General features: G+C 59.7%; 27 protein-coding genes. 7 read left to right on the forward strand and 20 right to left on the reverse strand.

Annotated features, from left to right (window positions below; genetic code table 11):
* Nucleotides 1-3 precede the first annotated feature (3 nt).
* From ACR3EQ_RS12885 to trpS, 13 genes are all read right to left on the reverse strand, one after another.
* Complete coding sequence (locus ACR3EQ_RS12885) at nt 4-771, reverse strand: TIGR02186 family protein (RefSeq protein ID WP_170805771.1); 768 nt, start codon at nt 769-771, stop codon at nt 4-6.
* Nucleotides 772-773: 2 nt separating this feature from the next.
* Nucleotides 774-1,694: a sulfite exporter TauE/SafE family protein gene (locus tag ACR3EQ_RS12890; RefSeq protein WP_170805770.1), complete on the reverse strand. Its 921-nt coding sequence runs from the start codon at nt 1,692-1,694 to the stop codon at nt 774-776.
* 338 nt (nt 1,695-2,032) lie between these two features.
* A complete protein-coding gene (locus tag ACR3EQ_RS12895) occupies nt 2,033-3,001 on the reverse strand; it encodes an ABC transporter permease (protein WP_480490855.1) in 969 nt (322 codons plus the stop codon).
* Nucleotides 3,001-4,095: an ABC transporter permease gene (locus ACR3EQ_RS12900; protein ID WP_170615667.1), complete on the reverse strand. Its 1,095-nt coding sequence runs from the start codon at nt 4,093-4,095 to the stop codon at nt 3,001-3,003. The genes ACR3EQ_RS12895 and ACR3EQ_RS12900 overlap by 1 nt, the downstream gene beginning before the upstream one ends.
* A gap of 1 nt (nt 4,096) precedes the next feature.
* On the reverse strand, nt 4,097-5,626 hold the full coding sequence (locus ACR3EQ_RS12905) for an ABC transporter ATP-binding protein (RefSeq protein ID WP_170615669.1): 1,530 nt from the start codon (nt 5,624-5,626) through the stop codon (nt 4,097-4,099).
* Between the two features lie 89 nt (nt 5,627-5,715).
* Entirely contained in the window at nt 5,716-6,714 is a 999-nt protein-coding gene (locus ACR3EQ_RS12910) for a BMP family lipoprotein (protein WP_170615671.1), read from the reverse strand.
* A 158-nt stretch (nt 6,715-6,872) separates the two neighbouring features.
* Nucleotides 6,873-7,286, reverse strand: a complete 414-nt coding sequence (locus tag ACR3EQ_RS12915; protein WP_480490856.1) for a GNAT family N-acetyltransferase — start codon at nt 7,284-7,286, stop codon at nt 6,873-6,875.
* Entirely contained in the window at nt 7,283-7,873 is a 591-nt protein-coding gene (gene tsaB, locus ACR3EQ_RS12920; protein WP_480490857.1) for a tRNA (adenosine(37)-N6)-threonylcarbamoyltransferase complex dimerization subunit type 1 TsaB, read from the reverse strand. The genes ACR3EQ_RS12915 and tsaB overlap by 4 nt, the downstream gene beginning before the upstream one ends.
* Entirely contained in the window at nt 7,863-8,426 is a 564-nt protein-coding gene (locus ACR3EQ_RS12925; RefSeq protein WP_170615678.1) for a NifU family protein, read from the reverse strand. The genes tsaB and ACR3EQ_RS12925 overlap by 11 nt, the downstream gene beginning before the upstream one ends.
* 69 nt (nt 8,427-8,495) lie before the next feature.
* The gene (locus tag ACR3EQ_RS12930; RefSeq protein WP_170805763.1) at nt 8,496-9,089 is read right to left on the reverse strand and encodes a 2-hydroxychromene-2-carboxylate isomerase; all 594 of its coding nucleotides are present in this window, start codon (nt 9,087-9,089) and stop codon (nt 8,496-8,498) included.
* Nucleotides 9,090-9,098: 9 nt separating this feature from the next.
* Nucleotides 9,099-9,554, reverse strand: a complete 456-nt coding sequence (locus ACR3EQ_RS12935; protein WP_170615682.1) for a universal stress protein — start codon at nt 9,552-9,554, stop codon at nt 9,099-9,101.
* Between the two features lie 77 nt (nt 9,555-9,631).
* On the reverse strand, nt 9,632-10,495 hold the full coding sequence (locus ACR3EQ_RS12940; RefSeq protein WP_480490859.1) for a branched-chain amino acid aminotransferase: 864 nt from the start codon (nt 10,493-10,495) through the stop codon (nt 9,632-9,634).
* Between the two features lie 58 nt (nt 10,496-10,553).
* Nucleotides 10,554-11,582, reverse strand: coding sequence for a tryptophan--tRNA ligase (gene trpS, locus ACR3EQ_RS12945; RefSeq protein ID WP_170615686.1), 1,029 nt, complete (start codon nt 11,580-11,582; stop codon nt 10,554-10,556).
* An 86-nt stretch (nt 11,583-11,668) separates the two neighbouring features.
* On the opposite strand from trpS, the gene ACR3EQ_RS12950 reads away from it, so the two are divergent.
* Nucleotides 11,669-12,355: a rhomboid family intramembrane serine protease gene (locus tag ACR3EQ_RS12950; protein WP_170615688.1), complete on the forward strand. Its 687-nt coding sequence runs from the start codon at nt 11,669-11,671 to the stop codon at nt 12,353-12,355.
* 4 nt (nt 12,356-12,359) lie between these two features.
* On the opposite strand, the gene murJ is transcribed toward ACR3EQ_RS12950, so the two are convergent.
* Genes murJ through ACR3EQ_RS12965 form a run of 3 tightly spaced genes read right to left on the reverse strand, consistent with a single transcriptional unit; the run spans nt 12,360 to nt 17,828 of the window.
* The gene (gene murJ, locus ACR3EQ_RS12955) at nt 12,360-13,901 is read right to left on the reverse strand and encodes a murein biosynthesis integral membrane protein MurJ (protein WP_480490861.1); all 1,542 of its coding nucleotides are present in this window, start codon (nt 13,899-13,901) and stop codon (nt 12,360-12,362) included.
* Nucleotides 13,898-16,696, reverse strand: coding sequence for a [protein-PII] uridylyltransferase (locus ACR3EQ_RS12960; protein ID WP_170615692.1), 2,799 nt, complete (start codon nt 16,694-16,696; stop codon nt 13,898-13,900). Before ACR3EQ_RS12960 ends, murJ begins: the two co-directional genes overlap by 4 nt.
* A complete protein-coding gene (locus ACR3EQ_RS12965) occupies nt 16,656-17,828 on the reverse strand; it encodes a penicillin-binding protein activator (RefSeq protein ID WP_480490863.1) in 1,173 nt (390 codons plus the stop codon). The genes ACR3EQ_RS12960 and ACR3EQ_RS12965 overlap by 41 nt, the downstream gene beginning before the upstream one ends.
* Nucleotides 17,829-17,916: 88 nt before the next feature.
* Between ACR3EQ_RS12965 and rsmI the strand changes: the two genes are divergently transcribed.
* The 3 genes from rsmI (at nt 17,917) to gshB (ending at nt 20,141) form a co-directional block, all read left to right on the forward strand.
* Complete coding sequence (gene rsmI / locus ACR3EQ_RS12970) at nt 17,917-18,774, forward strand: 16S rRNA (cytidine(1402)-2'-O)-methyltransferase (protein ID WP_480490865.1); 858 nt, start codon at nt 17,917-17,919, stop codon at nt 18,772-18,774.
* Nucleotide 18,775: 1 nt separating this feature from the next.
* Nucleotides 18,776-19,147: a YraN family protein gene (locus ACR3EQ_RS12975; protein ID WP_170615698.1), complete on the forward strand. Its 372-nt coding sequence runs from the start codon at nt 18,776-18,778 to the stop codon at nt 19,145-19,147.
* 61 nt (nt 19,148-19,208) lie between these two features.
* Nucleotides 19,209-20,141 (forward strand): glutathione synthase, encoded by a 933-nt coding sequence (gene gshB, locus ACR3EQ_RS12980; protein WP_170615700.1) that lies wholly within the window; start codon nt 19,209-19,211, stop codon nt 20,139-20,141.
* On the opposite strand, the gene ACR3EQ_RS12985 is transcribed toward gshB, so the two are convergent.
* The 4 genes from ACR3EQ_RS12985 to cobU all read right to left on the reverse strand — a co-directional run bounded on the left by ACR3EQ_RS12985 (nt 20,138) and on the right by cobU (nt 23,750).
* Nucleotides 20,138-21,652, reverse strand: coding sequence for a YifB family Mg chelatase-like AAA ATPase (locus ACR3EQ_RS12985; RefSeq protein ID WP_170615702.1), 1,515 nt, complete (start codon nt 21,650-21,652; stop codon nt 20,138-20,140). The two genes, gshB and ACR3EQ_RS12985, sit on opposite strands and share 4 nt — an antisense overlap.
* A gap of 70 nt (nt 21,653-21,722) precedes the next feature.
* A complete protein-coding gene (locus ACR3EQ_RS12990; RefSeq protein WP_170619576.1) occupies nt 21,723-22,595 on the reverse strand; it encodes a glutathione S-transferase in 873 nt (290 codons plus the stop codon).
* 58 nt (nt 22,596-22,653) lie between these two features.
* The gene (locus tag ACR3EQ_RS12995) at nt 22,654-23,232 is read right to left on the reverse strand and encodes a histidine phosphatase family protein (RefSeq protein ID WP_170615706.1); all 579 of its coding nucleotides are present in this window, start codon (nt 23,230-23,232) and stop codon (nt 22,654-22,656) included.
* Entirely contained in the window at nt 23,229-23,750 is a 522-nt protein-coding gene (cobU, locus tag ACR3EQ_RS13000) for a bifunctional adenosylcobinamide kinase/adenosylcobinamide-phosphate guanylyltransferase (protein ID WP_170615708.1), read from the reverse strand. Before cobU ends, ACR3EQ_RS12995 begins: the two co-directional genes overlap by 4 nt.
* Nucleotides 23,751-23,848: 98 nt before the next feature.
* Between cobU and ACR3EQ_RS13005 the strand changes: the two genes are divergently transcribed.
* The 3 genes from ACR3EQ_RS13005 to coaBC all read left to right on the forward strand — a co-directional run bounded on the left by ACR3EQ_RS13005 (nt 23,849) and on the right by coaBC (nt 26,808).
* Nucleotides 23,849-24,727 carry an RNA polymerase factor sigma-32 gene (locus ACR3EQ_RS13005; protein WP_170615711.1) on the forward strand — a complete coding sequence of 293 codons (879 nt, stop codon included), beginning with the start codon at nt 23,849-23,851 and terminating at the stop codon, nt 24,725-24,727.
* Nucleotides 24,724-25,548 carry a ChaN family lipoprotein gene (locus ACR3EQ_RS13010; RefSeq protein WP_170615713.1) on the forward strand — a complete coding sequence of 275 codons (825 nt, stop codon included), beginning with the start codon at nt 24,724-24,726 and terminating at the stop codon, nt 25,546-25,548. Before ACR3EQ_RS13005 ends, ACR3EQ_RS13010 begins: the two co-directional genes overlap by 4 nt.
* A 63-nt stretch (nt 25,549-25,611) precedes the next feature.
* Complete coding sequence (gene coaBC, locus ACR3EQ_RS13015) at nt 25,612-26,808, forward strand: bifunctional phosphopantothenoylcysteine decarboxylase/phosphopantothenate--cysteine ligase CoaBC (protein ID WP_480491781.1); 1,197 nt, start codon at nt 25,612-25,614, stop codon at nt 26,806-26,808.
* Nucleotides 26,809-26,834: the final 26 nt, after the last annotated feature.

Raw genomic sequence — 26,834 nt, forward strand, 5'->3', positions numbered from 1 at the left:
GGTTTACTTCTCGCGCAGCAATCTGAACGCGGTCGAGGCGCCCCACCCGGCCGAGATCGCGATGACAAGCGACATCAGACCGTACCAGACCGGCTGTTGGCGGGACATGTTGAACAGAAACCGTTCAAGTCCAACCTTGCGCACGTCGATCACCGTCTCGAATTGGGAAACAACCTCTCCGCCGCGTGTCAGCAGAATGCGCGCGACATAGTCGCCCTCGGTCAAGTCTGCAGGCATGTCGATCGAGGTTCTGAACAGGGTCTGCTCATCCACAGCCACGGTGTTTTCTCGGATCGAGTAAAGTCCCTCATGCTCGCGAATTCGAACAACTGCATCCGCAAAGTCCTGCGCGCCGCGAATATGCATCGCGGCACCCACCGACCGGATGGCACGTTCGATCGAAACCCGGTGGCGCAGATCTTCTACGTCCGACAGGATGGAATTCAGCGGTGAACTGGTTGCAACGGCATAAAAGCTGGGTGCCAGATCGACCAACACGCTGTCGGTGTTCACCCAGATACCCAGCCGCTTCTCTTTTCTTCGCACCGTTACAGGGCTGGATGGCCCGGCAACCGCAACGATCACTTCCAGCGGCGGGCCCGGCGGGATCGGCGCTTCGCGCTTGACCGCCCCGAAAATCAGAATTTCGGAACCGTCAAAGTTTGCTGTGATTGCAACCCGGTCCTGGCTCAGACCCAGAACAACCTGCTCATCCTCGGCCTGCGCGGGCAGACCGACAAGGCACAGAACGGCGATCAAACAACGCAGCATGATCAGTGTCCTCCCGCATCGCCCAGCGAATACAACTCGTTGGGTTGAAGCAACAAATCCAGTGCGAGTTTTCCGCATACGGCAAGCACCAGGGCCGCCAGCAGAACACGCAACTGCTCGGCCGGCATGCGCGATCCGATAACCGTGCCGATCTGCGCCCCGATAACGCCACCAACCAGCAGAAGCACCGCCAGGACCACATCAACAGTGTAGTTCGTGGTGGCATGCAGCATTGTTGTAAACGCCGTCACGAAAATGATCTGAAACAGCGATGTTCCCACAACGACCTTGGTCGGCATGCCCAGCAGGTAGATCATCGCAGGCACCATGATGAACCCGCCGCCCACGCCCATGATGGCGGACAGCACGCCGACGCACAGCCCGACCAATGCTGGTGGAATGACCGAAATATACAGGCCCGAAGTCCGAAAGCGCATCTTGAGCGGCATGGCGTGAACCCAGCCGCGCTGACGTCGCTTGGGGGGCGAACCTCCGGCCTTTTTTGACTTGCGAAGCGCGTTGAGGCTTTCGATGAACATCAGGCTACCGACGACACCCAGAAACACGACGTAACACAGGGTAACCAGCAAATCGACCTGACCCAGGCTTTTGAGGTAGTTGAACACCACAACGCCCAGCGCCGCGCCGATCAGACCTCCGGTCAGCAACACGGTGCCCATTCGAAAGTCCACGGTCCTTCGCCGGAAATGCGCCAACACGCCAGAGAACGACGACGCCACGATCTGGTTGGCCTCGGTCGCAACCGCCACAGCGGGAGGGATGCCGATGAAGAACAGCAGCGGGGTCATAAGGAACCCGCCGCCAACTCCGAACATGCCGGAAAGAATGCCCACCATTCCGCCCAGACCCAACAGCAGAAAGGCGTTCACGGATACTTCGGCGATTGGAAGGTAAATCTGCATGATGTTCTCTAAACGGGCTGGGTGTGTTCGTGTAATGTGACAAAGCCCGTCTTATTGCAATGGGTCTGGCCGCAAGTGCGACGCACCGGCACGGTCTTGGCAGTGTTCTGGGCGAACAATCTCTGTTTATGACCCACCAGCGGCAAAGACAGACCGACCCGCACAACAATCCCGGAGCCAGAGTCCGAGGAATCGGAAAGCGAAAAAAGCCTGTCTGCAGACCGGGTTATGAAAGGGGGCGTTTGCATACCCCTTTAGAGCGGGTGCGACATGCAAAATCAACTCTGCATGCCGCTCTGCAGCGAACAGGACTGAGATACTAGTCCGAACTGGACCTATCAGCGTTCCTTCACATAGGGTTCGCCCCCGGCGCGTGGCGGCACGGCCTTGCCCACGAACCCGGCAAGGATCACCACGGTCAGGATATAGGGCAACGCGTCCATGACTTGCACCGGTATGACAACCCCACCCAGATCGATGTTCTGGAATCGCAGGGCGATGGCCTGAAGCAGACCGAACAGAAGGCAGGCCCCCATCGCGTGCCAGGGTCTCCATTTCGCAAAGATCAGGGCCGCCAGCGCGATAAAGCCACGCCCGGCTGTCATGTCCTTGACGAACCCGGCCTGAAGCGCGGTGGCCAGATAGGCACCGGCGATCCCGCAAAGCAGGCCGCAGATGGCAACAGCGGCATAGCGAAGCCCCACAACGGAAACACCGGCCGTATCCACCGCGGCAGGGTTTTCACCCACGGCGCGCAGTCGCAAGCCAAACCGGGTGCGGAACAGGATCCACCAAGTGGCAGGCACCATCAGAAAGGCGACGTAGACGAGAATCGAATGGCCAGACAGCAACTCGGAATAAATCGGGCCAATGAACGGAACACCGCTTAATGCTTCCGCAAAGGGAAATTCGATCGGTCCAAACCGTCCGCCACCGATCAGTGAAGGTGTTCGACCCCCCTGCTGGAACCAGCTTTGCGCCACAAGAACGGTCATCCCCGCCGCCAGAAAATTGATCGCCACGCCCGAGATCAACTGATTGCCCCGGAATGTGATCGACGCAACGCCGTGCAGGGCGGACAAAACCAAAGATGCGGCAACACCTGCCAACAAGCCCAGCCAGACCGACCCGGTCACGGCTGCCACGGCGGCGGAAAAGAAAGCCGCCATCAGCATCTTGCCTTCTAGTCCGATGTCAAAGACGCCCGCCCGTTCGGAATAGAGCCCGGCCAGACAGGCCAGCAGCAGCGGTGTTGCAAGGCGGATGGTTGAGTCCAGGACCTGGATGATGATCAGGAATGTGTCCATCACTCAGCTCCTTTCCGCATACCCAGGAACAGTTTTTCAAGCGGCATGCGAACCATGTTGTCCAGCGCGCCGGTGAACAGGATCACCAGCGCCTGAATCACCACGATCAGCTCGCGCGGAATACTGGTCCAGAACGCCAACTCGGCCCCGCCCTGATACAGGAAGCCAAAAAGAATCGCTGCCAGAAACACCCCGAACGGATGAGAGCGCCCCATGAGCGCCACCGCGATACCGATGAAACCCGCGCCCTCGGTCGAGTTCAGAACCAGCCGCTCCGCCTCGCCCATGACGTTGTTGATGGCCATAAGGCCAGCCAGCGCGCCCGAGATCAGCATGGCGATGATGGTAATGCGCACGGGTGAGATGCCTGCGTAGACGGCCCCGGTTTCCGAATGACCATAGGCCCGGATTTCATAGCCAAGCCGGGTGCGCCAGATCAGCGCCCAAACCACGAAACAGGCCAGAACCGCGACAAAGAAGGTGATATTGGCCGGGGCACCTTTGAACAGAACGTTTTCGGCCGTCGAGAACATGGACTGGAACGTAGGCAGATGAACGGCTTCGGGGAACCGGGCGGTCGCCGGATCCTGCGCCCCCGGGGGGCGCATCACATTGACCAGAACATAGTTCAGAACCGCCGCTGCGATAAAATTGAACATGATCGTGGTAATCACGATATGGCTGCCGCGCTTGGCCTGCAGATAGGCCGGGATCGCAGCCCATGCCGCACCGAAAACCATTGACGCGGCGCAGGCGGCCAGAAGGGCAATGCTCCAGTGTGGCCAGGGGACATAGAGGCAGACGATGGCAACCCCAAGGCCGCCCAGCATGGCCTGTCCTTCGCCGCCGATGTTGAACATGCGCGCATGAAAGGCGACGGCCACCGCCAGCCCCGTGAACATGAAGTTCGTCGCGTAATACAGGGTGTAACCCCAGCCATAGGTCGACCCAAGCGCGCCGGAAACCATGAGCTTCACGGCCTCGACTGGGTTTTCACCGATGGCCAGGATGACCAGTGCCGAGAGGATTGCGGCCAATATCAGACTGATCAGCGGGATCAGGACGACATCGGCCCATTTGGGCATTTTTTCCATACTACGCGGCCTCTCCCGCCACACCGGCCATCAACAGGCCCAGTTCTTTTTCATCTGTCTCATGGGGCAGACGTTCGCCCATGATATGTCCGTCAAACATCACCGCAATCCGGTCGGACAACGAGAAGATCTCTTCCAGCTCGACCGAGACCAGCAGGATTGCCTTGCCCTGATCACGCAGCGCGACGATCTGTTTGTGAATGAACTCGATCGCACCAATGTCCACACCGCGTGTGGGCTGGCCGACCAGCAGCAGGTCGGGGTTGCGCTCGATCTCGCGGGCAACGACGATTTTCTGCTGGTTTCCGCCCGAGAAGCTTTTGGCTGTCAGCCACGGGTTGGGCGGGCGGACGTCGAATTTCTCGATCTTGGCCTCGGTATCGGCCCGAAGGGCAGCGTTGTCCATGAAAATGCCGCGCTTGTAGGCAGGGTCACGGTGATAGCCGAAGGCGACGTTTTCCCAGGCGTGGAAATTCATGATCAGACCTTCGCGCTGCCGGTCTTCGGGGACATGCGCGATGTGCTGATCGCGGCGCGCGCGCCCGTCCGAACCCGGCCCGCTCAGCGCCAGTGGGGTGCCGTTAAGTTTGATGGACCCCTGCCCCGGTCGCATTCCGCCCAGAACCTCCAGCAATTCGGACTGACCATTGCCAGCAACACCAGCGATGCCGACGATCTCACCGGCACGGATCGTCAGATCAATACCTTTTACGCGCTCGACACCCGCCTGATCGCTCACCCGCAGATTCTCGATCTCCAGCACCGGTTTGCCTGGCTGGGCGGGCACTTTATCGACTTGCAGCAGGACCTTCCGTCCAACCATCAGCTCGGCCAGTTCCTCGGGGCTGGTGTCGGCAGTCTTGACCGTCGCAGTCATCTGCCCGCGGCGCATGACCGAGACCGTATCGGTGTTCTCCATGATCTCACGCAGCTTGTGCGTGATCACGATGATGGTCTTCCCCTCGGCCCGCAGACGGTCAAGGATGCGGAACAGCTGATCAGCCTCGGCCGGGGTCAGAACGCCGGTCGGCTCGTCCAGAATCAAAATCTCGGCCTTGCGATACAGGGCTTTCAGGATTTCGACACGCTGTTGCATGCCCACGCCGATCTCGTCGATGCGTTTGTCCGGATCCACGAACAGTTCGTATTCTTCTTCCAGCGCTTTCAGTTCCTTGCGCGCCTTGGACAAAGACGGGGCCAGCAGCCCGCCGTCTTCAGCGCCCAGAACAATGTTCTCCAGAACGGTGAAATTCTCGACCAGTTTGAAGTGCTGGAACACCATCCCGATCCCCGAGGCAATCGCGGCCTGGCTGTCAGGGATTTCGGTCTTTGTCCCGTTGATCCAGATCTCGCCTTTGTCGGCTTTGTAAAACCCGTATAGGATGCTCATCAGCGTGGATTTGCCCGCACCGTTTTCACCGATTATCCCGTGGATCGTGCCGGGGGCGACGCTGATGGAAATGTCTTTGTTGGCCTGAACCGGCCCAAAGGCTTTGGAAATCCCTTTGAGCTCAATGGCGGGGACGGTCATGTCTTGCCCTCAATTGCCGAAGGGCCGCGTAGTCAAACAGCGGCAGAGTGAGTTGGGACGGGAGATAAAATCCCCCGTCCCATGCGATATCAGAACTGCAGTGCCGGGCAGCTGTCGTTCTCGTAGTAGCTGACAACAGAGATGTCCCCGTCGATGATGCCACGACGTGCAGCTTCTACGGCATCAGCCATCTGGGGGTGTACCAGTTCGCGGTTGTTATCGTCGATTGCGACACCAACTCCGTCTTCGGCCAGACCCATGGCGAATACGCCGGTTTCAAGGTCTTCACCCGCTTTCATCGCTTCATAAACAGCAACGTCCACACGTTTCAGCATCGATGTCAGGACCTTGCCCGGGTGCAGGTGGTTCTGATTGCTGTCCACACCGATCGACAGGATACCTTCGTCTGCCGCAGTTTGCAGAACGCCAACACCGGTGCCGCCGGCGGCCGCATAGATCACATCAGCGCCCTGGCTGATCTGGGCTTTGGTCAGTTCCGAACCCTTTACAGGGTCGTTCCAGGCGGCCGGGGTGGTGCCGGTCATGTTGGCTACCACGTTGATGTCCGGGTTCACAGCCTTGGCGCCCTGTGCATAGCCGCAACCGAAGTGGCGGATCAGCGGAATGTCCATGCCGCCGATAAAGCCGACGGTGCCGGACTTGGACGCCATCGCGGCCATCATGCCGACCAGATACGAGCCTTCATGCTCGGCAAAGCCGATCTGACGGATGTTCGGCGCGTCCAGCCAGGTTACGTCAACCGCGACGAACTTGGTGTCCGGATAGTCGCCTGCAACAGCAGACAGCGGATCGGCCATTGCAAAACCCATGGTGATGATCGGGTTGGCGCCGGCTTCCGCAAAGCGGCGCAGGGCCTGCTCGCGCTGGGCTTCGGACTGAAGCTCGATCTCGCGGTAGGTACCGCCGGTCTGATTGGCCCAACGTGACGCGCCGTTATGGGCCGCTTCGTTGAACGATTTGTCGAACTTGCCACCCAGGTCAAAGATCAGGGCCGGTTCTGCAATTGCGGCACCCGCTGTCATCGCGACTGCGGCTGCGGCACCCATCAAGGATTTCATCAGGGTCATTGGTTACTCCCGTTTTGTTTTTTTGTCGGCTGGAGCCAAGATAGCCCCCTTTACCCACTCAGAGCGAGCATAACTGTTGTGATGGCGGGAATTAAGGCCGTTTGCAACAGCCATGGTCAACCACTATTTTGACCAATCGGTAAAAAACTTGCCTGCCTTCAGATCAGACTGCATTCCATTTGGATTGCATCGAGCTTCTGATTGTTTTCATGAAGGTAATACCCCTTACGCAGGCCGCAGACCTTGTAACCACAGCTCTGATAAAGGGAAATTGCCGGCAAATTGTCGGCCGCTACGTCCAGAAAAGTATGAGTGGCACCCAGTTTTTTTGCCTTGTTGTGCCAGTCTTTCATGCATTGCCTTGCAAGCCCCTGCCTTTGACAGGCCGGGTGAGTTGCAATCGTCAAAAGCTCCGCCTGATCAGCAATAACCTGAATGACGGCAAATGATCGTTCATTTCCAACAACATGCGTGAATCTGTTTTCCAGAAGATCGCAAAACTCCTGGGCGCTCCACGGGCGGGCCCGGGTAAAGGCCGCGGCATGCGTCTTTGCAAGTTCCTGCGGTTTCATTCGTCCAGCAACACCGGAGGCAGATCTTTCGACGGGGCCGCATCGGCCGCACGGATATAGAGCGGCGCTGGTGCCTCTGATACAGACTGCCAGCGACGTGACGTAATCCGGGCAATCGCGCGGGATTGCAAATCCGCGTTGTCGTTCAGAACCAGGGCTCCAAACGTCTCTGCCGTCTCTTGGCCAATCAGTTCCGGGTCAGAATCATGCAAGGAAACATAAACCTGCTCTCGCGGCGCGCGAATCGCAGGGATGCTGCCCTGAGGCGCAAATTCGGCCAGAGCATCGAATCCCGTCACGCCGACAGCCGGAATTCCCAGGCCCAGCGCCAAACCGCGCGCGGCAGAAACCGAGATTCGGATTCCGGTGAAATTGCCCGGACCTATGCCAACGCCGATCGCATCCAAATCCGCCCAAGTACACCCGCCCAGGGCCAGAACCTCGTGCAGCAGCGGCATCAGGCGTTCCGCCTGGCCGCGCGTCATGGGTTCAGCGCAGGAGGTCACGATTTCGCCGTCCCGCAACAAAGCGGCCGCGCAATGCGCGGCCGATGTGTCGAATGCCAGTATGGTCGGATCAGACGGCAACCGGGCGCACCTCGGTCACTTCGGGGATGTAGTGACGCAGCAGGTTCTCGATCCCCATTTTCAGGGTAAGTGTCGACGATGGGCAGCCCGCACAGGCGCCTTGCATATGCAGATATACGACCCCACGGTCAAAGCCGTGAAAGGTGATGTCCCCACCATCCTGCGCCACGGCCGGACGCACGCGGCTGTCCAGCAGGTCTTTGATCTGATTGACGATTTCCGCGTCCTCGCCGGTATGTTCGGCGTGCCCCGAGGCGGTTGCGGCGTCCGCGCCCATAACCGGCTGACCGGACTGGTAATGCTCCATCACCGCGCCCAGAATTGCGGGCTTGATGTGATCCCACTGCACGTCGTCAGACTTCGTGACTGTTACAAAATCATTGCCGAAGAAAACTCCGGTAACGCCGTTCACCTCAAAGATCCGCTTGGCCAAGGGTGACTTCTCGGCAGCTTCGGCCGTCGGGAAGTCTGCCGTACCCGCTTCCAGAACGGTTTGGCCGGGCAGGAATTTCAATGTTGCAGGGTTGGGCGTCGATTCGGTTTGAATGAACATGGCGCGGCTCCGGTTGGGTTGTACCTGATATGCGGGCAGGCGCCGTGGAAGTCAAGATTTGGAACGATTCTAAATCGTACTGGCAAAATCGACCGCATCCTCCAGCCGGTCATCCCCCCAGAACAGCTCGTCGCCTGCTACAAAACTGGGCGCCCCGAACAGGTCCAGGGCCTGAGCGCGCTTGGACTGCTCGAACAAAGCTTCCTTGATAGCCGGATCCTTTGATCGCGCAATCATATCGCTGCGCAACCCGGCAACGACAAGACAATCAGCCAGCACGCTTTCGTCCGAGATTGTGCGCCCGTCGGCAAATTCTGCTTGGTACACAGCGCGCACAAATGCCGCTTTTTGGTCCTGATCCTCGATGGCCAGAACCAGCCGGGCGGCCAGAACTCCGTTTTGGGGAAAAGGGTTCGGATGCACGAAAGCCAACCCGCGCTTTTTGCACAGACGCTCCATGTCACGCCACATATAGCGCCCTTTGGCGGGATAGATATTGAACGGAGAATTGTCCCATCCCTGCGCGGCGAAAATCGGGCCCAGAAGAAAGGGCTGCCAATCCACGGCAACCCCTTTTTGCGCCGCCACCTGTTCAACCCGCATCGCACTGAGATAGGAATAGGTCGAAGCAAATTCGAACCAGAATTGGATACGGCGGGTCATGTTGGGGCCTCAGGTAATAGCTTCCAGCTTTTCCTTGCTCAGATCCCCGGGCACGATGGTGATCGGGATCGGAAGACTGCCGGAATTGCGTGTCAGTTGCGTCACCAGCGGACCGGGCCCTTTCTTTTCGACGCCCGCACCCAGAACAAGTACCCCGATTTCAGGGTCCGACTGGACATGTTCAATGATCTGCGGCACCGGATCGCCTTCGCGGATGGCCAGTTCGGGTTCGATACCCTGCTTGTCGCGCATCCATTTCGCAAACACCTCGAAATGTGCGTGAATGCGCTCGCGCGCTTCTTCCCGCATTACTTCCGCCACACCGATCCAGTGGTTGAACTCATCCGGAGGGATGACCGACAGAACCGTTACCCCTCCGCCGGTATGCGCCGCACGCATTGCCGCGAAACGCATGGCATTCAGGCATTCGCGGCTGTCGTCAAGTATGACCAGGAACTTACGCATTTGTATCCTCTTTTGTTTCCGGGATCATGCCCGACAGTGGGGATACTGGCAACTCGGAAGCGCGCCGCATTGACGTGTTAGCGGTTGCTGGCGGCCCAGTCCCAATACAACTCACGGGCGCGGCGGGAAATCGGGCCGACCTGATACCGGGTATCTTCCAGTGCCGTTACCGGTGTGACCTTGTTCATGTTCCCGGTCATGAACACTTCGTCAGCGTTGTGGAAGTCATCAAAGCTCAGGATGGCTTCGTGCACAGTGACGCCGTCCGCCCTCAGGTTCTTGATATGACGGGCGCGCGTGATCCCGGCCAAAAAGGTTCCGTTCGGGGTGGGTGTGAACACCTCGCCGTCGCGAACCATGAAAATGTTGGCCGTTGCGGTTTCCGCCACATGTCCAAGGGCGTCGGTGACAAGCGCATTTGAAAACCCTTTTCCGCGCACCTCCTGCAACATCCGGGCGTTGTTGGGGTAAAGACAGCCGGCCTTGGCATTCACGACTGCGGATTCCAATACCGGGCGACGGAATCGCGTGGTGCCCAGCGTTGCCGAGGCGGTCTCGGGCGCCATCGGAATTTCTTCCAGACAGACCGCAAAACCTGTGCTGTTTTCCTGCGGTACGATCGCGGTCGCGTCGCCATCGATACCCCAGTACATCGGACGGATATAGACAGCGGCATCGGGGCTATAGCCTTCCAACCCCTCGAGGACGATCCCGATCATTTGATCAGTGGTTACGAATGGCGTCAGCATAAGCGCCTCGGCCGAGCGATTCACGCGGGCACAATGCGCCTCAAGATCCGGGGCCATGCCATCAAAATACCGCGCCCCATCAAAGACGGACGATCCCAGCCATGCACCGTGATCGGCCGCGCGCATGATCGGGGCATCCCCGTCATGCCACTGACCCTCGAAATAGGTACGGATATTCTTGCCGACTGCCATGGCGCCCTCCCTAGCTTTTGGCAAACCTAGGAAGGCGTTGAGGCAACGTCCAGCGTAATCAGCCCTGTTTGGCGCCGACCATGCCCACGATTTCGTAGGTCTGCTGCAGGATCGGAGATGCAATCGCTCGGGCCTTCTCGGCGCCCCGTGCCAAAATCTGGTCGATCTCGGCCTCTTCGCCCATCAGTCGGGCCATCTCGGACGAGATCGGCGCCAGCTTCGACACCGCCAGTTCGGCCAGCATCGGTTTGAACTCGCCAAACTGCTTGCCGCCTGCTTCGGCCAGAACCTGCTCGGCAGTCTGGTCGCTGAGGGCGGCATAGATGTTTACCAGATTGCGCGCCTCCGGGCGTTCTGCCAGCCCGTCGATCTCGGACGGCAGCGCATCCGGGTCTGTCTTGGCCTTGCGAATCTTCTTGGCGATCGCGTCGGCGTCATCGGTCATGTTGATCCGGGTCATGTCGGACGGATCCGAAGACGACATCTTGCGCGTTCCGTCGCGCAGGTTCATCACGCGCGGCGCAGCACCACCGATGACCGGTTCGGTCACAGGGAAGAAATCTACCCCATAGTCGTGATTGAACTTGATCGCGATGTCACGGGTCAGTTCCAGATGCTGTTTCTGATCCTCTCCCACAGGCACATGGGTTGCGTGATAGGTCAGAATGTCCGCCGCCATCAGCGCAGGATAGGCAAAAAGACCCAACGAGGCGTTTTGCGCATTCTTGCCCGCCTTGTCCTTGAACTGCGTCATCCGCTGCATCCAGCCCATCCGGGCGATACAGTTGAAGATCCACGCAAGCTGCGTGTGTTCGGCCACCTGGCTCTGGTTGAAAAGGATCGACTTTTCCGGATCAAGACCGGCGGCGATAAAACCAGCGCAGACTTCGCGGGTCTTTTCGCGCAGACGCTCCGGGTCTTGCCAGACGGTGATCGCGTGCAGGTCGACCATGCAATAGATGGTCTCGAATTCAGGGCCCTGCATATCCACAAAACGCTTGAGCGCACCCAGGTAGTTGCCAAGGTGCAGGTTTCCCGAAGGCTGGATGCCGGAAAACACGCGCGGCGTGAATTGAGTTTCGGTCATCGAAGGGAACTCCCGTCTGGAAAAATCAGCCCCCGTCGCTTACCCATGAGGTCAAGGGACGTCAACAGCCGCGAAAGGCCCGCCCAATGAGCAGCGAACAATATACACCTGCCGTGAACCCTCTGCCGCCTGTCGTTGTGGCGCTGGTGTTGTTCATCATGGGTATCGAACTGGCGTTTTCCCTTGGTACGCGCGGGATCGTCGGCGGACCTTCGGCTGTCGGATGGCGGCTGGACGCGCTGCAAAGCTATGCCTTCTCGCCGGACATCTTCGACTGGATGGTTCAAAACGGGCGGTGGCCCTTCGAACATTTGATCCGGTTCGTGACCTATCCCTTTGTCTCGGCCAATTTCACGCAGGCCATTTTTGTCTGCGTGTTCGTGCTGGCCATGGGCAAAATGGTGGCCGAGGTGTTTGGCGGCTTTCCCATGCTGTTGATCTTTGTGCTGTCAGGTGTCGGCGGTGCACTGGCCTATGCGCTGATCCTGGATCCCCGCTACCCGCTGGTCGGCGGGTTCCCACCGGTCTACGGTCTGATCGGCGCGTTCACCTGGCTGTTGTGGCGCAAACTGTCGCTGGTCGGCGAAAACCAGTCACGCGCTTTCAGCCTGATTGCCGTGCTGATGGGCATCCAACTGCTGTTCGGCCTGCTGTTTGGCGGCACGTCCGACTGGGTCGCCGATCTGGGCGGGTTTGCCACCGGCTTTGGCCTGTCATTCTTTTTGGCCCCGGGCGGATGGGCCCGGATTGTCGGGCGCATCCGGCGCGACTGACGGATCAGGACCGGCGCAAGGCGCGCCTGAATTCCGATACTTCAAATGCCCGCAACAGGTGGCCCAGAGCGAAATAGGTGATCGCGGCAATCGCAATCAGCAGGAACAGGGCCGGATAACGCCATCCGGGCAGGGCAAAGACCCAGCCGAACAGGTGCAGCGCTACAAACAACACAACGCCCAATCCAACCGAGGCCGCGACGATCCGCCATGCACGGCGCTTGAAGCGGGCGTCAAAGCGGGCCTCTTCCCCCATCCGGCGTGCGCCGATGGCCAGTAGCGCCACCATCGCCCACCCGGCAGCCGAAGCCGCAATGGCGGGCGCGATCCAACCCACCACCGGATACAGGCCAAAGGCCAGGGCAGCATTCACGATCATGGCCACCGCCGCGTAGTGAAACGGCGTGCGGGTGTTTTCCCGGGCGAAGAATAGCGGTTGCAGCAGCTTTTGCAGCATGAAGGCTGGCAGGCCGACCCCGTAAATCGCGACGGCCAACGCCGTGGCGGCTGTGTCTTCGGGGCCGAACTGGCCCCGCTCGAACAGCACCGAAACCAGCGGTGTGGGAATGATCACAAACGCCACGGTCGATGGAATGGTCAGAAGCAGCGTGAATTCGCCCGCACGGGAAAAGGCGTTGCGCGCACCGTCCTTGTCGTCCGCACGCAAGCGGCGCGAAAGATCGGGCAGCAGCACGATGCCCACAGCGATGCCCACCACACCCAATGGCAACTGGTAAAGCCGGTCTGCCGCAAACAGCCAGCTGACGGCTTTTTCGGTTTTCGACGCCACCAACTGGCCCACCACCAGGTTGACCTGCGTCACGCCCATCGCCAAAGCTGCAGGAACCGCGACACGAACCAGATTGCGCATCTCAGGGCTGAGCTTGGGAAGCCCGGGACGAATACGGATACCTGCGCGCTCGGTTGCGACCCAGACCAGTGCCAACTGTGCGACACCGGCCGCCGGAATGACCGCCAGCAGCCAGCGGATGACTTCGCCACCGGATACAGCACCAAGAATAAGGGCCGAACAGGCAAAGATGTTCAGCAACACCGGCGCGGCCGCAGCGGCGGCAAACCGGCCCGTCGCGTTCAGGACGCCAGAAAACAAGGCCGCCAGCGACATGAACAGGATGTAGGGAAAGACGATATACCCATAGTCCACCGCCAGATCGAAACGTTCGTCGCCATAGAAGCCCTCGGCCGTGACCCAGACCAGCGCGGGCATGAAGACCATGACGAGGCCGACCAGCGCCAACACAGCCAACGCCAGCAGGTTGAAGGCGTCCTGCGCAAACTCTTGTGCGTTCTCGCCGCCCTCAAGGCGCTTTGAGAACATCGGAACAAACGCTGCGTTGAACGCGCCTTCGGCGAAGAAGCGACGGAACATGTTGGGCAGGCGGAAGGCCGCGACAAATGCATCCATGACCGGCCCCGGACCAATATAGGCGGCCAGAAGGATTTCGCGCAGAAATCCCAGGATGCGGCTGGCAAGCGTCCAGAAGCCGACCGTGAACAGGCCCGAAAACAGGCGGATCTGCTTCATGAGGCCGCGCGCTCGGCGCCTTCGGTGATCGCTTTACGCAGCTTGGCTTCCAGCCCGCGCTGCTTGCTTTCCGAATAGTATTTCAACCCGAACATATCCTTGACATAGAAGGTGTCGACCACCTGTTCGCCGTAGGTCGCGATCACAGCATTGGCGATATACACGTTGGATGCCGCCAGGGTTCGGGTCAGGTCAAACAGCAAACCGGGACGGTCGCGGGTATCGACCTCGATGATCGTGTAAATTTCAGACCCGTCATTGTCGAACATGATGTGGGTCGGAACGTTGAAGGCGCGTTCGCGTTTTTTGATCTTGTCCCGCGATTTCAGCGCATCGCGCGCCACCACCTCACCCTTGAGGGTTTTGTGGATCATCTGGGTCAGGCGTGGCAGGCGGCTGGCTTCGAATGGGTGGCCTTCGGCATCCTGTATCCAGAACGCATCGGTCACATAGCCGTCCTTGGTCGTATAACTGCGTGCATCCACGACGTTGGCCCCGACCAGCGCCAGCGCGCCGGCGATCCGCGCGAAAATTCCGGGGTGATCGCCCATGGCGAAACAGGCGCGGGTGGCATCGCGGTCTTCGTCCGGGTGCAGGCGGATTTCCATCGCTCCGGGGTCGCCGCTGGTTTCCAAAGCCTGCAGCATCTCGGCAAATTCGATGTGGGTGGAAAGATTGAGACCCTGCCAGTAAGGATCGTAGTGCCGTCCGGTTTCGGTTTTCAGGTCGGCCTTGGACCAGTCGTCCAGCGCAACACGCAGCGCTTTCTTGGCCTCGGCCCCGCGGTTGGCCCGGTTCAGATCCTCCATCCCTGTTTCCAGCGCGCGTTTTGTTTCGGCATGCAGCGCGCGCAACAGGGTAGCCTTCCAGTTGTTCCATGTATCTGGGCCGACGCCGCGAATGTCACAAACCGTCAGCACCGTCAAAAGGTCCAGCCGTTTGACTGTCTGCACTGCCTTGGCAAAATCACGCACCGTGCGCGGGTCGGAGATATCGCGTTTTTGTGCCATGTCCGACATCAGCAGGTGATAACGCACAAGCCATTCGACCGTTTCGGTGTCTGACTTGTTCAACCCGAGACGCGGCGCGATCTTGCGGGCCATCTGGGCGCCGAGAATCGAGTGATCTTCAGGCCGCCCCTTGGCAATGTCATGCAACAGCAGCGCCACATACAGAACCTTGCGATTGACGCCCCCTTTCAGGATCGACGAGGCGAGCGGCAGCGATTCAACCAACTCTCCGCGTTCGATCTGCGCCAGGTTGACGATGCACTGTATGGTGTGCTCGTCCACCGTATAGCTGTGATACATATTGAACTGCATCATCGCCACGATGGGCTCGAACTCGGGCAGGAAGGCCGACAACACGCCAAGTTCGTTCATCCGGCGCAGGGCGCGTTCCGGGTTGCCGTGTTTCAGCATCAGGTCGAGGAAGATGCGCTGCGCCTCTTTGTCATTGCGCATTTCATCGTCGATCAGATGCAGGTTGGCCGTGACCAGGCGCATTGCATCCGGGTGGATCAGCATCCCGGTCCGCAACCCTTCCTCAAACAGACGCAGCAGGTTCAGTTTGTCGGACAGAAACTTGTCCGGGTCACCAACATCCAGACGGCCATGCACCACTGTGTAGCCTGATTTGACACGGCGGCGGCGGCGAAAGATGCGTTCCAGCAGCGGCGCACCTTTTACATGCGCGGCCTCCAGCTTGGTCAGAAAGATCCGCGTCAGTTCTCCGACACGTGTTGCTTCGCGGAAATATCGCTGCATGAACACCTCGACCGCTCGCCGACCGGCGCGGTCCTGATAGCCCATGCGGTCGGCAACCTCGACCTGCAGATCAAAGGCCAGCTGCTCGGTCGCGCGCCCCGTGATCAGATGCAGATGCGACCGGACAGCCCACAGGAACTCCTCGGCCTCGACAAAGCCCTTGAATTCATCAGGTGTAAACAAGCCAAGCGGAACAAGCTCGGCCACGTCGTGAACGCCATATATGTACTTGGCGATCCAGTACAATGACTGCAAATCGCGCAGACCCCCTTTACCCTCTTTCACATTGGGCTCGACCATATATCGCTGGCCTTGCTTGAGGTGTCGTGCGTCCCGCTCCTGCAACTTGGCTTCGATGAATTCACGCTCGCTGCCCTTGAACAGATCCGCTTTCAGGCGCTCTTCCAGACCCGTCGCCAATTCCCTGTCCCCGGCAAGGTACCGCTGCTCGAGCATCGAAGTGCGGATCGTGAAATCATCCGCGCCCAAACGCAGGCAATCCCGGATCGTGCGCGATGAATGCCCGACCTTCAATCGCAGATCCCAAAGGATGTAGAGCATGGATTCGATCACGCTCTCGGCCCACGCGGTGATCTTGTAGGGGGTCAGAAACAGCAGATCGACATCGGATGAAGGGGCCATCTCGCCCCGGCCATACCCTCCGACCGCCAGAACCGCGATCTTTTCACCCTGGGTCGGATTGGCCAACGGGTGAAGATATCGGCCGGAGACCAGCATCGCGGTTCCGACCAACTGGTCCGTCAGGTAGGTGTACGATCGCGTCAATGGTCGCGCCGCAAAGGGTTGCTCCGCAAACGCATTGGCGATGGCCATGCGTCCGGCCTTCTGCGCATCACGCAAAACGCGCACGGTTTCCGCGCGCATTTCAGCATTGTCATTGCAGTTATCGAAGGCTTCAGACAAACGGGCACTGACGCCCTCACTGTCAAAAATCTCGTTTGCCGGGCAGATCAGGCTGCCTTCGGGCTCAGAGACCGGCGCCCGCAAAGCTTTGTGGAGCAGGGTCAATCACAACCACCTGTTTGTTCTGGATCGTGGCAACCGCCAGACCACGTTCATTTGTTCCATTCGATCGCAGACGGAAGATGCCGCCAACGCCCTGAAACCCAGCATTCTGAGTCAGGGCGGCACCTGTCAGCGCGTCCGATTTCCCCTGCCCGACCAATGCGCCGATGGCCGCGATGCCATCATAGGCCAAACCGCTGATCGGGTGCGGTGCCTCGCCATAGGTCGCATTGTACCGTTGGCGATAGGCTTGTGCCTTTGCCGGATCCGGCAAGGCAAACCACCCGCCCTGCACACCCGGCAATTCCAGTGTTTGCGGCGGAATATCCCAGCGTGTCAGCCCGATGAATTGCGTCGTAGCCGGAGAAATACCAGCTTCGGGCAGCAACTGGCTGAACAGCGGCAAGGCACCGGCGGTGGTTGCCGTCAGAAAGATCGAATCGGCCCCGGTTGCATCGACCGTCGACTTAATCGTCGGAACCGAGCCGATGACGCCCTGCTGCGAGCGGTCAAATCCAACCGAACCCGCATTGTTGACCCGGCTTGTGCTGAGGGCTGAAATAATTGCGGTTTGGCCCTGCTGACCTGCCCCATCGTTACTGTGAACGACGACCATTCCGGTTTTGCCCTGCTGGGCCGCGTAATTCACCAGCCGACCAGCCGTGTTTTCAAAGGTCGGTCCCAGCACAAACACGTTTCCACCGGCGACGCTGGTGTTGTTGGAAAAGGACAGAACATTGATGCTTTTGTCCAGAACGGCCAAACCGGCGGCATTGGCTGCCTGCGCGTAAACCGGGCCGATGATGATCTTCGCACCATCATCCACGGCCTGTTTGGCCACCGTGCCGGCGATACCCGCGTTTCCTGCAGTGTCATAAACCCGAAGATCAATCTGCACATTCTGAAGATCAGCCATGGCCAGACGGGCGGCGTTTTCAAGGCTTTGGGCCAATGCTGCATCCCCCGATTGCGCCGATCCGCGTGGAACCAGCAGGGCGACAGGCACCGGTTTGGATGCGTTGATCGAAGGACCCCCACCCAGTCCGCCGGGCTCACAAGCGGCCAGAAGCGCGACAGTGGCGAGGACAACGGCGGATTTCGCCAACTTGCGAACGGGCTTGCAAACGGTAAACATCTAAATGAAAACTCCCTGATCCGGCGGCTTGGAACGCTGCTATTCTATTGAGCCGCGATAATAAACGTCATGCAGTGAGGGTCCAGCTTTGAATTTCCAGAAGGTCAGATTAGGCGCGGGATTGTATTTTGTTGCCACTCCGATCGGAACGGCGCGCGACATCACGCTCAGGGCGCTGGATGTACTGGCCTCGGCTGACATGATCGCCGCCGAAGACACCCGCAGCCTGCGGCGCCTGATGGAGATTCATGGAATTCCCTTGGAAGGGCGGCGCATTCAGGCCTACCACGACCACAGCGGCGCAGGCGCGCGCCAGAAAATCCTGGACGCGCTGGCGCAGGGAATGTCAGTGGCCTACGCATCCGAGGCCGGGATGCCGCTGATTGCCGATCCCGGCTACGACCTTGGCCGGCAGGCGGCCGAGGCCGGGCATTCCGTGACCTGTGCCCCCGGACCTTCTGCGGCCCTGATGGCCTTGACGCTTGCCGGTTTGCCCACGGATGCGTTCTTTTTTGCAGGCTTTCTTCCCAATGCCTCGGGCGCGCGCCGCAGCCGGATCGAGGCGCTGCGCGACATACCCGGTACGCTGGTGTTCTACGAATCACCAAAGCGCGTCGCCGCCAGCCTGTCCGATCTCGCCGAGGGTCTTGGACCCGACCGTCAGGCCGCGCTGTGCCGCGAACTGACCAAGAAATTTGAAGAGGTCCGGCGCGGCACGCTTGGGGATCTGGCCGAAGCCTATCGCGGCGAAACCGTAAAGGGCGAAGTTGTCTTGTTGGTTGATCGCGGCCATTCGCAAAACATTAAGGACTCTGACGTAGAAGAGGCTCTGAAAAGAGCCTTGGAAACCCATTCGGTTCGGGACGCGGCTGATCTTGTCTCGCAGATGTTCAAACTGCCGCGCCGCCCCCTCTATCAGAAGGCTCTGAAATTCGGGAAGGAGTGAAATGGCCAGTCGTTCGGTCAGGGGGTCAGTTTCCTACCACGCGGGTCAGTCTGCGGAACTGTGCGTCGCGGCTGATTATGAACGGCGTGGTTTCACAATCACTCACCGTCGTTGGCGCGGGGCCGGTGGTGAGATCGACCTGATTGCACGCGATGCGGACGGTATCGTCTTCATAGAAGTCAAGAAAAGCAGCAGTTTTGAAAAGGCCGCAGCGCGGATCAGCCCCCGCCAGATCAGCCGAATCTACACCTCCGCAGCCCAGTTTCTGGAGCATGAACCCAATGGGCAGCTGACGAATGTCCGATTTGACGCGGCTCTGGTCGACGCGAGCGGAGCGGTTCAAATCATCGAAAACGCCTTCGGTCAGGTTTGATCGCCATTGAACCCCCTGCCCCTCTGCGCCATGTATCAGGCGAGAAAACGAGGGATACGCCATGAAAATCGCCTTTCAGATGGACCCAATCGGGACCGTGGACATCAATGCAGACAGTTCGTTCAGGCTGGCGGAAGAGGCACAGGCCCGCGGACATCAGTTGTTTTTCTACGGACCCGATCAGCTTGCTTATCAGGAAGGTCGCATTACAGCGCTTGGCCGGGACATGACGGTACAGCGCGTTCCCGGCGATCCCGCGGTTCTGGGGCCAGAACGCGAAGTGGATCTGGCCGATTTCGACGTGATCTGGCTGCGTCAGGACCCACCGTTCGACATGCACTACATCACCTCCACGCACCTGTTGGACCGCCTGAACGGGCACGCCCTTGTGGTGAATGATCCCTTCTGGGTGCGCAACTACCCGGAAAAACTGCTGGTTCTGGATTTTCCTGACCTGACCCCGCCAACCACAATTGCGCGGGATCTGGAGACAATCAAAACCTTCAAGGAAAAACATGGCGACATCATCCTGAAGCCGCTCTACGGCAACGGCGGCGCCGGTGTGTTCCGCCTGGATACCAATGACCGCAACCTGACCTCGCTGCATGAACTTTTCACGGGCTTTTCGCGTGAACCTCTGATCGTGCAGAAATTCCTGCCCGATGTCCAAAACGGCGACAAACGCGTGATTCTGGTGGACGGGCAACCGGTTGGTGCCATCAACCGCGTTCCAGCAAAGGGCGAGACACGGTCCAACATGCATGTTGGCGGCCGGCCAGAAAAGATCGGCTTGTCCGACCGGGATCTTGAAATCTGCGCCAAGATCGGTCCGCTGCTGAAGGAAAAAGGCCAGGTGTTTGTCGGCATCGACGTGATCGGCGACTACCTGACTGAGATCAACGTCACCTCGCCCACCGGTATTCAGGAACTGGAACGGTTCGACGGGGTCAACGTCGCAGGCAAAATCTGGGACGCAATTGAGGCAAAGCTCTAGGCCATCGTCCGGGCGCTGATGCGAAAGCTCAGCGCTTCGGCCACATGGGGTTTGCGGATGTCAGGCGCGCCGTCGAGATCCGCAATCGTGCGCGCAACGCGCAGGATACGGTGGAACGCGCGGGCTGACAGTCCAAACCGTTCGGCCGCCTTCAACAGCAACTCCCTGCCTTCGGCGTCCGGCGCGGCAACTTCCTCCAGCAGCGCCCCCTCGATATCAGCGTTTTGACGCACCGACGGGTTTCCCTGAAATCGCGCTGCCTGAATGCCACGCGCCCGTTCCACGCGCGCTGCAACCACAGCCGAACAGTCACCTGACGGCGGCAGATCCAGATCGGTAAACCCGACCGGAGGAACTTCGATTCGCAGGTCAAAACGATCCATCAAAGGACCAGAAATGCGCCCCAGGTAGTCCTCGCCACACATCGGAACCCGCGAACAGGCACGCGCAGGATCGCTCAGATAGCCGCATTTGCATGGGTTTGCGGCCGCTACTAGCATGAACCGGCAAGGGTATTTCACATGCGCATTCGCGCGGGCGACCATGACCTCGCCGGTTTCGATTGGCTGGCGCAAAGTTTCCAGCACGGTGCGCGGAAACTCGGGGAACTCATCCATGAACAGCACCCCGTTATGGGCCAGGGAAATCTCACCGGGTTTGGCACCCTTTCCGCCGCCGACGATGGCCGCCATCGAAGCGGTGTGGTGCGGTTCGCGAAAGGGGCGGCTGCGGTTGATGCCGCCTTCGTCCAGCAAGCCGCACAGGGACTGGATCATCGAGGTTTCCAGTGCTTCGACCGCTGTCAGCGGTGGCAGGATACCGGGCAACCGGGCGGCCAGCATTGATTTGCCCGATCCCGGTGTGCCGATCATGATCAGGTGGTGTCGCCCCGCCGCAGCAATTTCCAGCGCCCGTTTGGCGCGTTCCTGCCCCTTCACATCGCGCAGGTCTCGCGTAATGGGCGCAAGTGTCACTTCGCCGGGCTGCGCGACCGGCAATGGCGACTGACCCGAGAAATGCCGGACCACATCGCCCAGAGATTCGGCGCCGATCACTTGCGTGGCATCAACCCAGGCCGCTTCCGCGCTTGAGGCTTTGGGGCACAACAGGGAACGATCCTCGGCAGCGGCGGTCATGGCCGCGGGCAAGGCGCCGACGACGGGGACCAGCGATCCATCCAGGGACAGCTCGCCCAGCGCAACTGTTCCTTCCGCGGCATCGGCAGGAATGATCTCCAGCGCCGACAGCAGGGCCACGGCAATGGGCAGGTCGAAATGGCTGCCCTCTTTCGGTAAATCGGCGGGCGACAGGTTGATGGTGATCCGTTTGGACGGCAGGGCGATGGCCATGGAACTGAGGGCGCTGCGCACACGATCGCGCGCTTCGGACACGGCTTTGTCCGGCAGGCCTACGATCGAAAAGGCTGGCAACCCCGGTGAAACGGCGCACTGAACTTCGACCGGACGGGCATCAACCCCTTGAAATGCGACAGTGTGGGCGCGGGCAACCATTGTCTTCCTGTTGTTGGTTAACAGGACGTTGCTGCCATGGGTGCTGTTTAGGAATGGTTAACGGCGGTGTTCATTTCCCGACCATCGCCTTGAATTTCGGCCATGCTTCGGGGTCGGCGACCGTCTTGTCCCGACAAAACGCGTTGCAGAACCCCCAACTTGCGCCGTCAAGCTCCAGGAAGTGGGTGGCTACTTTACCGGAATAGGGACAGTTTTCATTGGCGGAGGGGCCGCTTGCAACTGGCCTGGCCTGTGAAACCCCGCCGATGGGCCACGGGATTGAAGAAAGGTCCTGCGCGTAAGGAAAAGGATCGTATTGCACGGTCAAGCCCATGGCCCGCCATTGCCTTACGCAAGGGTCCGAGAGCAACTCCAGGCAATAGTCGCGGCTCGCCGAGGACACCGGCAGCCCATAGCCAATGATGCGGGCCGCAACTGGTGTATAGAATACATCTGCCAGAGAATACGCGCCGAACAACGGACCCGAAGCCGCACCGGACACCGAACGGGCGTGATCCCACAATGTTTCGATGCGCTTCAGGTCTGACAGGGTTTCGGGCGAAGGGTCAAAACCCACCCAGCAGTGAAGCAGTTGCATCGGGCATTGGCTGCGTAACGCCGAAAAACCCGACACCATTTCTGTGCAAAGCCAGCGCGCGGTTGCGCGGGCCGCCGGTTCGTTGGGCCACAAGCCTGCCTCGGGGTGCCGTTCAACCAGCGTCTCGGCCATGGCCAGGCTTTCACCAACCACAGTTCCGTCCGGCAAACGCAAGGCCGGCACAAGCCGTGCCGGAGCCAGAGATTTCATGTCTTCGTCCATTGTGCCGGAATACAGACCGATCAAATGGCTTCGATAAGGCAGGCCGAACTTTTCCAGCATCAGCCATCCACGCATGGACCAGCTGGAAAACAGGCGGTCCCCGATATACAGGTCATAAGTCATGCGGCAACGATGCCGCAGGGCTTTGCATCAGTAAATCAGAGAATTGTGGGCACTCTTATCACGGAATGTGATTAATAGACCCAACCGACCATGTGCTGCCGTCCCGCGAAATCCGCGTCACCGACAGATTGTCGATCCGGTGTGAAAATGCCTGTTGCGCATCCAGATCAAGCGCGCGTTGCACCTGTGTCAGGATAACGCCGAAATGGGCGACAATGACCAGATCCGCGCCTGTGTGCGCTGCGATCAGCCGATCAATGGCCCGGTCCACCCTCAGGCGCACGTCGTTCCAGCTTTCGCCACCGGGCGGGCGTATGTCGCCGGGATTGTCCCAATAGGCAAATGCAAGTTCGGGATCTTCCGCCTCGATCTCGGCAAAGGCGCGCATCTCCCAGCGGCCAAAGTTGATTTCCCGCAAATCACGGTGATGCGGCAACCGTCTCCGCGTGCCCTGAATGGCCGTTGCCGTATCCGCCGCACGGGACAAGTCGGATGACACGATCAGAGCATCTGATGGCAGGTGCTCGTGCAACCGGTCAATTGCGGCCTGATCGCTCAGATCAGCAGGCAGATCCGACCAGCCGACCATGGTTTTGGCATGTGTGGGCCCGTGTCTGACAAGAAACAAACGTGTCATGGCAATTGCCCCTTGAGGACCAGCGGCAATCCGGCTGTCACCTGCACGACCAGCTTGGCCTGCGCGGCCAGCGCAATGTTCAGACGCCCCTGCGCCTCGCGGAACCGGCGGGCCAGCGCGTTTTCGGGCACGATGCCATGACCGACTTCGTTGGACACGACAACCAGCCGGGCCGGGCAATCGCGCAGTGCGTTCAGCAAATCCTCCTGCGCAGATTGCAGATCGGATTCTGCAAGCAAATGGTTGGTCAGCCACATGGTGGCGCAATCGATCAGACAGATCTGATCCGCTGCCAGTTCGGCCAGAACCGGGGCCAGATCCATGGGCGCCTCAATCGTGGTCCAGCCTTCCCCGCGCTGATCCAGATGGCGCTGAACCTTGGCGTGCATCTCGCCATCAAGCACTTGTGAAGTTGCAAGATAAACCCGGCTTTTTGCAGTTGAAACAACCAGTTGTTCCGCAAAGGCAGATTTCCCCGAGGCCGCCCCGCCCAGTACAAAGGTTAAATCGGAGCTCACGATCCCTACCTTTCAAATGATCCATCTGGTCTTTCTGTGCGTATCGACACTAGGTCGGCATGGCAAGCCCGGCCCGCGCCTGTGAAGGGGAGATTTGCATGGCACTGGATAACGCAAAAGATTTTTCGATGTCCCGGCAGGCAATGAAAGCCGAGCTGCTGGACGCTGAAACCGAACTTCGGCTGGCTTATGCATGGCGGGATGAACGAGATGAGCAGGCGCTGCATCGCCTGATCACCGCCTATATGCGTTTGGCGATTTCAATGGCCGCCAAGTTCAAGCGCTATGGCGCGCCGATGAATGATCTGATTCAGGAGGCCGGGTTGGGCCTGATGAAAGCCGCCGACAAGTTTGACCCGGACCGCGGCGTGCGCTTTTCGACCTATGCGGTTTGGTGGATCAAGGCCAGCGTACAGGATTACGTGATGCGAAACTGGTCGATGGTGCGGACCGGATCGACCTCTTCGCAGAAATCTCTGTTTTTCAACATGCGGCGGGTTCAGGCCCGGTTGGAACGTGAAGCAGCGACCGAGGGTATGGAACTGGATCGCCATCAGCTTCACCAGATGATCGCGGCCGAAATCGGTGTCCCGCTGCGCGACGTCGAAATGATGGAGGGGCGTCTGTCCGGTTCAGATTTCTCGCTCAATGCGGTGCAGTCGGCCGATGAAGACGGGCGCGAATGGATCGACGCGCTTGAAGACGATCGCGAACAGGCCGCTGAAACCGTGGAAAGCCGTCACGACACCGAACAGCTGCGTGAATGGTTGCTGAAAGCGATGCAATCGCTGAATGAGCGCGAGCGTTTCATCGTGCGCGAGCGCAAACTGCGTGAACCTTCCCGGACATTGGAAAGCCTCGGGCAGGAACTGGGATTGTCTAAGGAACGTGTACGTCAGCTTGAAGCCGCCGCCTTTGTGAAAATGCGCAAGAACCTTGAAGGCCAATCGCGCGAGGTGCAACACTTCATCGCATGAAACAGTTTGCGATTCTTGTTTGGGCCCTGACCCTTACCTCCGGGTTGGCGCGACCCGCGCAGGCCGACAGCCTGATCCCCGATGATGTGACGGCCGCCATGCAGGCGGCGGATGTGGTCATACTGGGTGAAATTCACGACAACCCGCGCCATCACCTGGTTCAGACCCAGGCGCTTGAGGCGGTTTCGCCTTCTGCCGTTGTTTGGGAAATGGTGACGGAAGAAGGTGCCAAACGTCTGGCTCAGACGGCAGCCTCCGACCCCGAGGAATTGTCACGTATTCTGCAATGGGCCGAGTCAGGCTGGCCACCGCTCAGCATGTATTACCCCGTCTTCGAGGCAACGGATGCGCCGGTTTACGGGGCGATGGTTCCACGAAAGGCCGCCCGAACTGCCATGGAACGAGGTGCCGCCACGACGTTTGGCGCCGATGCCGCGCGCTTTGGCCTGACGGTACCCCTGTCAGCCGATGATCAGGCCGCGCGCGAGGCCGATCAGCTTGCTGCGCATTGCAACGCGGTTCCGACCGAGATGTTGCCCCAGATGGTTGCGATTCAAAGGTTGCGGGATGCGGTCCTGACCCGCGCGATCCTGCGCGCAAAGGATGAAACCGGCGGGCCGGTCGCGGTTATCACTGGCAACGGCCACGCTCGCAAAGACCGCGGTATCCCGACCTTCCTGTCGCGCCTGAGCCCCGGTCTGAAGCTTTATGTTCTGGGCCAGTCCGAAGATGGCGTTATCGATGGCACGTTTGACACCGTAATCGACAGCCCCGCTGCCGAGCGGGAAGATCCGTGCGAAGCCTTTGGTGTGCAGAATTAACAACTGGAACAACCTGCTTGCGTTGCCTAATGTCGGGACCGACCGGGACGGGAAGGGCAGATGATGCTGGCATCCAAACGCATATTGCTGATCATTGGCGGCGGGATTGCGGCCTACAAGTCGCTGGACCTGATCCGGCGGCTGAAAGAACACGGTGCGGCGGTGACGCCGGTCCTGACGGGCGCGGCAGAAGAATTCGTGACGCCCTTGTCCGTGTCCGCTCTGGCCGGAGAAAAACTCTACCGAGATCTGTTCGATCTGACGGATGAGGCCGAGATGGGCCATATCCAGCTGTCCCGTTCTGCTGACCTGATCGTAGTGGCTCCGGCAACGGCGGATCTGATGGGCAAGATGGCTGCTGGGCTCGCTAATGATCTGGCCTCGACCCTGTTGATGGCAACGGATACGCCCGTGCTGTGCGCACCCGCAATGAATGTGCGTATGTGGGATCATCCCGCGACGCAACGAAACCTAAGGCAATTGCAGGCCGATGGCGTCCGGTTCGTCGGTCCGAACGAAGGCGATATGGCTTGCGGCGAGTTCGGACCGGGCCGCATGTCGGAACCTCTGGAGATCGTGGCCGCGATCGAGGCCGCATTGGGCAATGGCCCCCTGTCCGGAAAGCGTATTCTGGTGACGTCGGGACCGACCCACGAACCCATCGACCCGGTGCGCTATATCGCCAACCGGTCGTCTGGCGCGCAAGGCACGGCCGTGGCCCGCGCGCTGGCATCCCTGGGGGCCGACGTGATCTTTGTAACCGGCCCAGCAGATGTACCTCCGCCCGATGGCGTGCAGGTCATCCCAGTGGAAACCGCGCGCCAGATGTCCGAGGCGGTCGATGCAGCCCTGCCTGTCGATGCCGGCGTGTTTGCCGCAGCCGTGGCTGACTGGCGGGTTGCCAGCGCGTCCGATCGGAAGCTGAAGAAAAGCCGCGACGGCCTGCCCGCGCTGGAGTTTGCCGAAAACCCTGACATCCTGAAACGTGTGTCGCACATGACGGAAGGGCGGCCCAGACTGGTTGTCGGCTTTGCCGCCGAAACCAATGACGTAGTCGAAAATGCGACGGCCAAACGCACGCGCAAAGGATGCGACTGGATCGTCGCGAACGATGTCAGCCCCGCGACGGGCATCATGGGCGGTTCGGAAAACGCCGTGACCCTCATCTCGCAAGATGGGGCCGAAAGTTGGCCTCGCATGGGCAAGGATGAAGTGGCCCGGAAACTGGCCGCCAAAATCGCCGACGCTTTGACAGAATAAGATACCGGCCCCGCGTGGCACGGCAA

Source organism: Ruegeria sp. AN11 (assembly GCF_056536005.1).

What these genes read in the sequence shown, in the direction of transcription:
- coaBC (WP_480491781.1), top strand. Translation starts at nt 25,612, where the DNA reads ATGCTGGCATCCAAACGCATATTGCTGATCATTGGCGGCGGGATTGCG.
- ACR3EQ_RS12995 (WP_170615706.1), bottom strand. Translation starts at nt 23,232, where the DNA reads ATGACACGTTTGTTTCTTGTCAGACACGGGCCCACACATGCCAAAACC.
- ACR3EQ_RS12895 (WP_480490855.1), bottom strand. Translation starts at nt 3,001, where the DNA reads ATGGACACATTCCTGATCATCATCCAGGTCCTGGACTCAACCATCCGC.
- ACR3EQ_RS12915 (WP_480490856.1), bottom strand. Translation starts at nt 7,286, where the DNA reads ATGAAACCGCAGGAACTTGCAAAGACGCATGCCGCGGCCTTTACCCGG.
- ACR3EQ_RS12940 (WP_480490859.1), bottom strand. Translation starts at nt 10,495, where the DNA reads ATGGCAGTCGGCAAGAATATCCGTACCTATTTCGAGGGTCAGTGGCAT.
- ACR3EQ_RS12990 (WP_170619576.1), bottom strand. Translation starts at nt 22,595, where the DNA reads ATGACTTATGACCTGTATATCGGGGACCGCCTGTTTTCCAGCTGGTCC.
- ACR3EQ_RS12965 (WP_480490863.1), bottom strand. Translation starts at nt 17,828, where the DNA reads ATGTTTACCGTTTGCAAGCCCGTTCGCAAGTTGGCGAAATCCGCCGTT.
- ACR3EQ_RS12985 (WP_170615702.1), bottom strand. Translation starts at nt 21,652, where the DNA reads ATGGTTGCCCGCGCCCACACTGTCGCATTTCAAGGGGTTGATGCCCGT.
- ACR3EQ_RS12950 (WP_170615688.1), top strand. Translation starts at nt 11,669, where the DNA reads ATGAGCAGCGAACAATATACACCTGCCGTGAACCCTCTGCCGCCTGTC.
- ACR3EQ_RS12935 (WP_170615682.1), bottom strand. Translation starts at nt 9,554, where the DNA reads ATGCGTAAGTTCCTGGTCATACTTGACGACAGCCGCGAATGCCTGAAT.
- ACR3EQ_RS12975 (WP_170615698.1), top strand. Translation starts at nt 18,776, where the DNA reads ATGGCCAGTCGTTCGGTCAGGGGGTCAGTTTCCTACCACGCGGGTCAG.
- ACR3EQ_RS12905 (WP_170615669.1), bottom strand. Translation starts at nt 5,626, where the DNA reads ATGACCGTCCCCGCCATTGAGCTCAAAGGGATTTCCAAAGCCTTTGGG.
- ACR3EQ_RS13010 (WP_170615713.1), top strand. Translation starts at nt 24,724, where the DNA reads ATGAAACAGTTTGCGATTCTTGTTTGGGCCCTGACCCTTACCTCCGGG.
- ACR3EQ_RS13005 (WP_170615711.1), top strand. Translation starts at nt 23,849, where the DNA reads ATGGCACTGGATAACGCAAAAGATTTTTCGATGTCCCGGCAGGCAATG.
- ACR3EQ_RS12885 (WP_170805771.1), bottom strand. Translation starts at nt 771, where the DNA reads ATGCTGCGTTGTTTGATCGCCGTTCTGTGCCTTGTCGGTCTGCCCGCG.
- ACR3EQ_RS12910 (WP_170615671.1), bottom strand. Translation starts at nt 6,714, where the DNA reads ATGACCCTGATGAAATCCTTGATGGGTGCCGCAGCCGCAGTCGCGATG.
- ACR3EQ_RS12925 (WP_170615678.1), bottom strand. Translation starts at nt 8,426, where the DNA reads ATGTTCATTCAAACCGAATCGACGCCCAACCCTGCAACATTGAAATTC.
- ACR3EQ_RS12890 (WP_170805770.1), bottom strand. Translation starts at nt 1,694, where the DNA reads ATGCAGATTTACCTTCCAATCGCCGAAGTATCCGTGAACGCCTTTCTG.
- murJ (WP_480490861.1), bottom strand. Translation starts at nt 13,901, where the DNA reads ATGAAGCAGATCCGCCTGTTTTCGGGCCTGTTCACGGTCGGCTTCTGG.
- trpS (WP_170615686.1), bottom strand. Translation starts at nt 11,582, where the DNA reads ATGACCGAAACTCAATTCACGCCGCGCGTGTTTTCCGGCATCCAGCCT.
- gshB (WP_170615700.1), top strand. Translation starts at nt 19,209, where the DNA reads ATGAAAATCGCCTTTCAGATGGACCCAATCGGGACCGTGGACATCAAT.
- ACR3EQ_RS12930 (WP_170805763.1), bottom strand. Translation starts at nt 9,089, where the DNA reads ATGACCCGCCGTATCCAATTCTGGTTCGAATTTGCTTCGACCTATTCC.
- ACR3EQ_RS12900 (WP_170615667.1), bottom strand. Translation starts at nt 4,095, where the DNA reads ATGGAAAAAATGCCCAAATGGGCCGATGTCGTCCTGATCCCGCTGATC.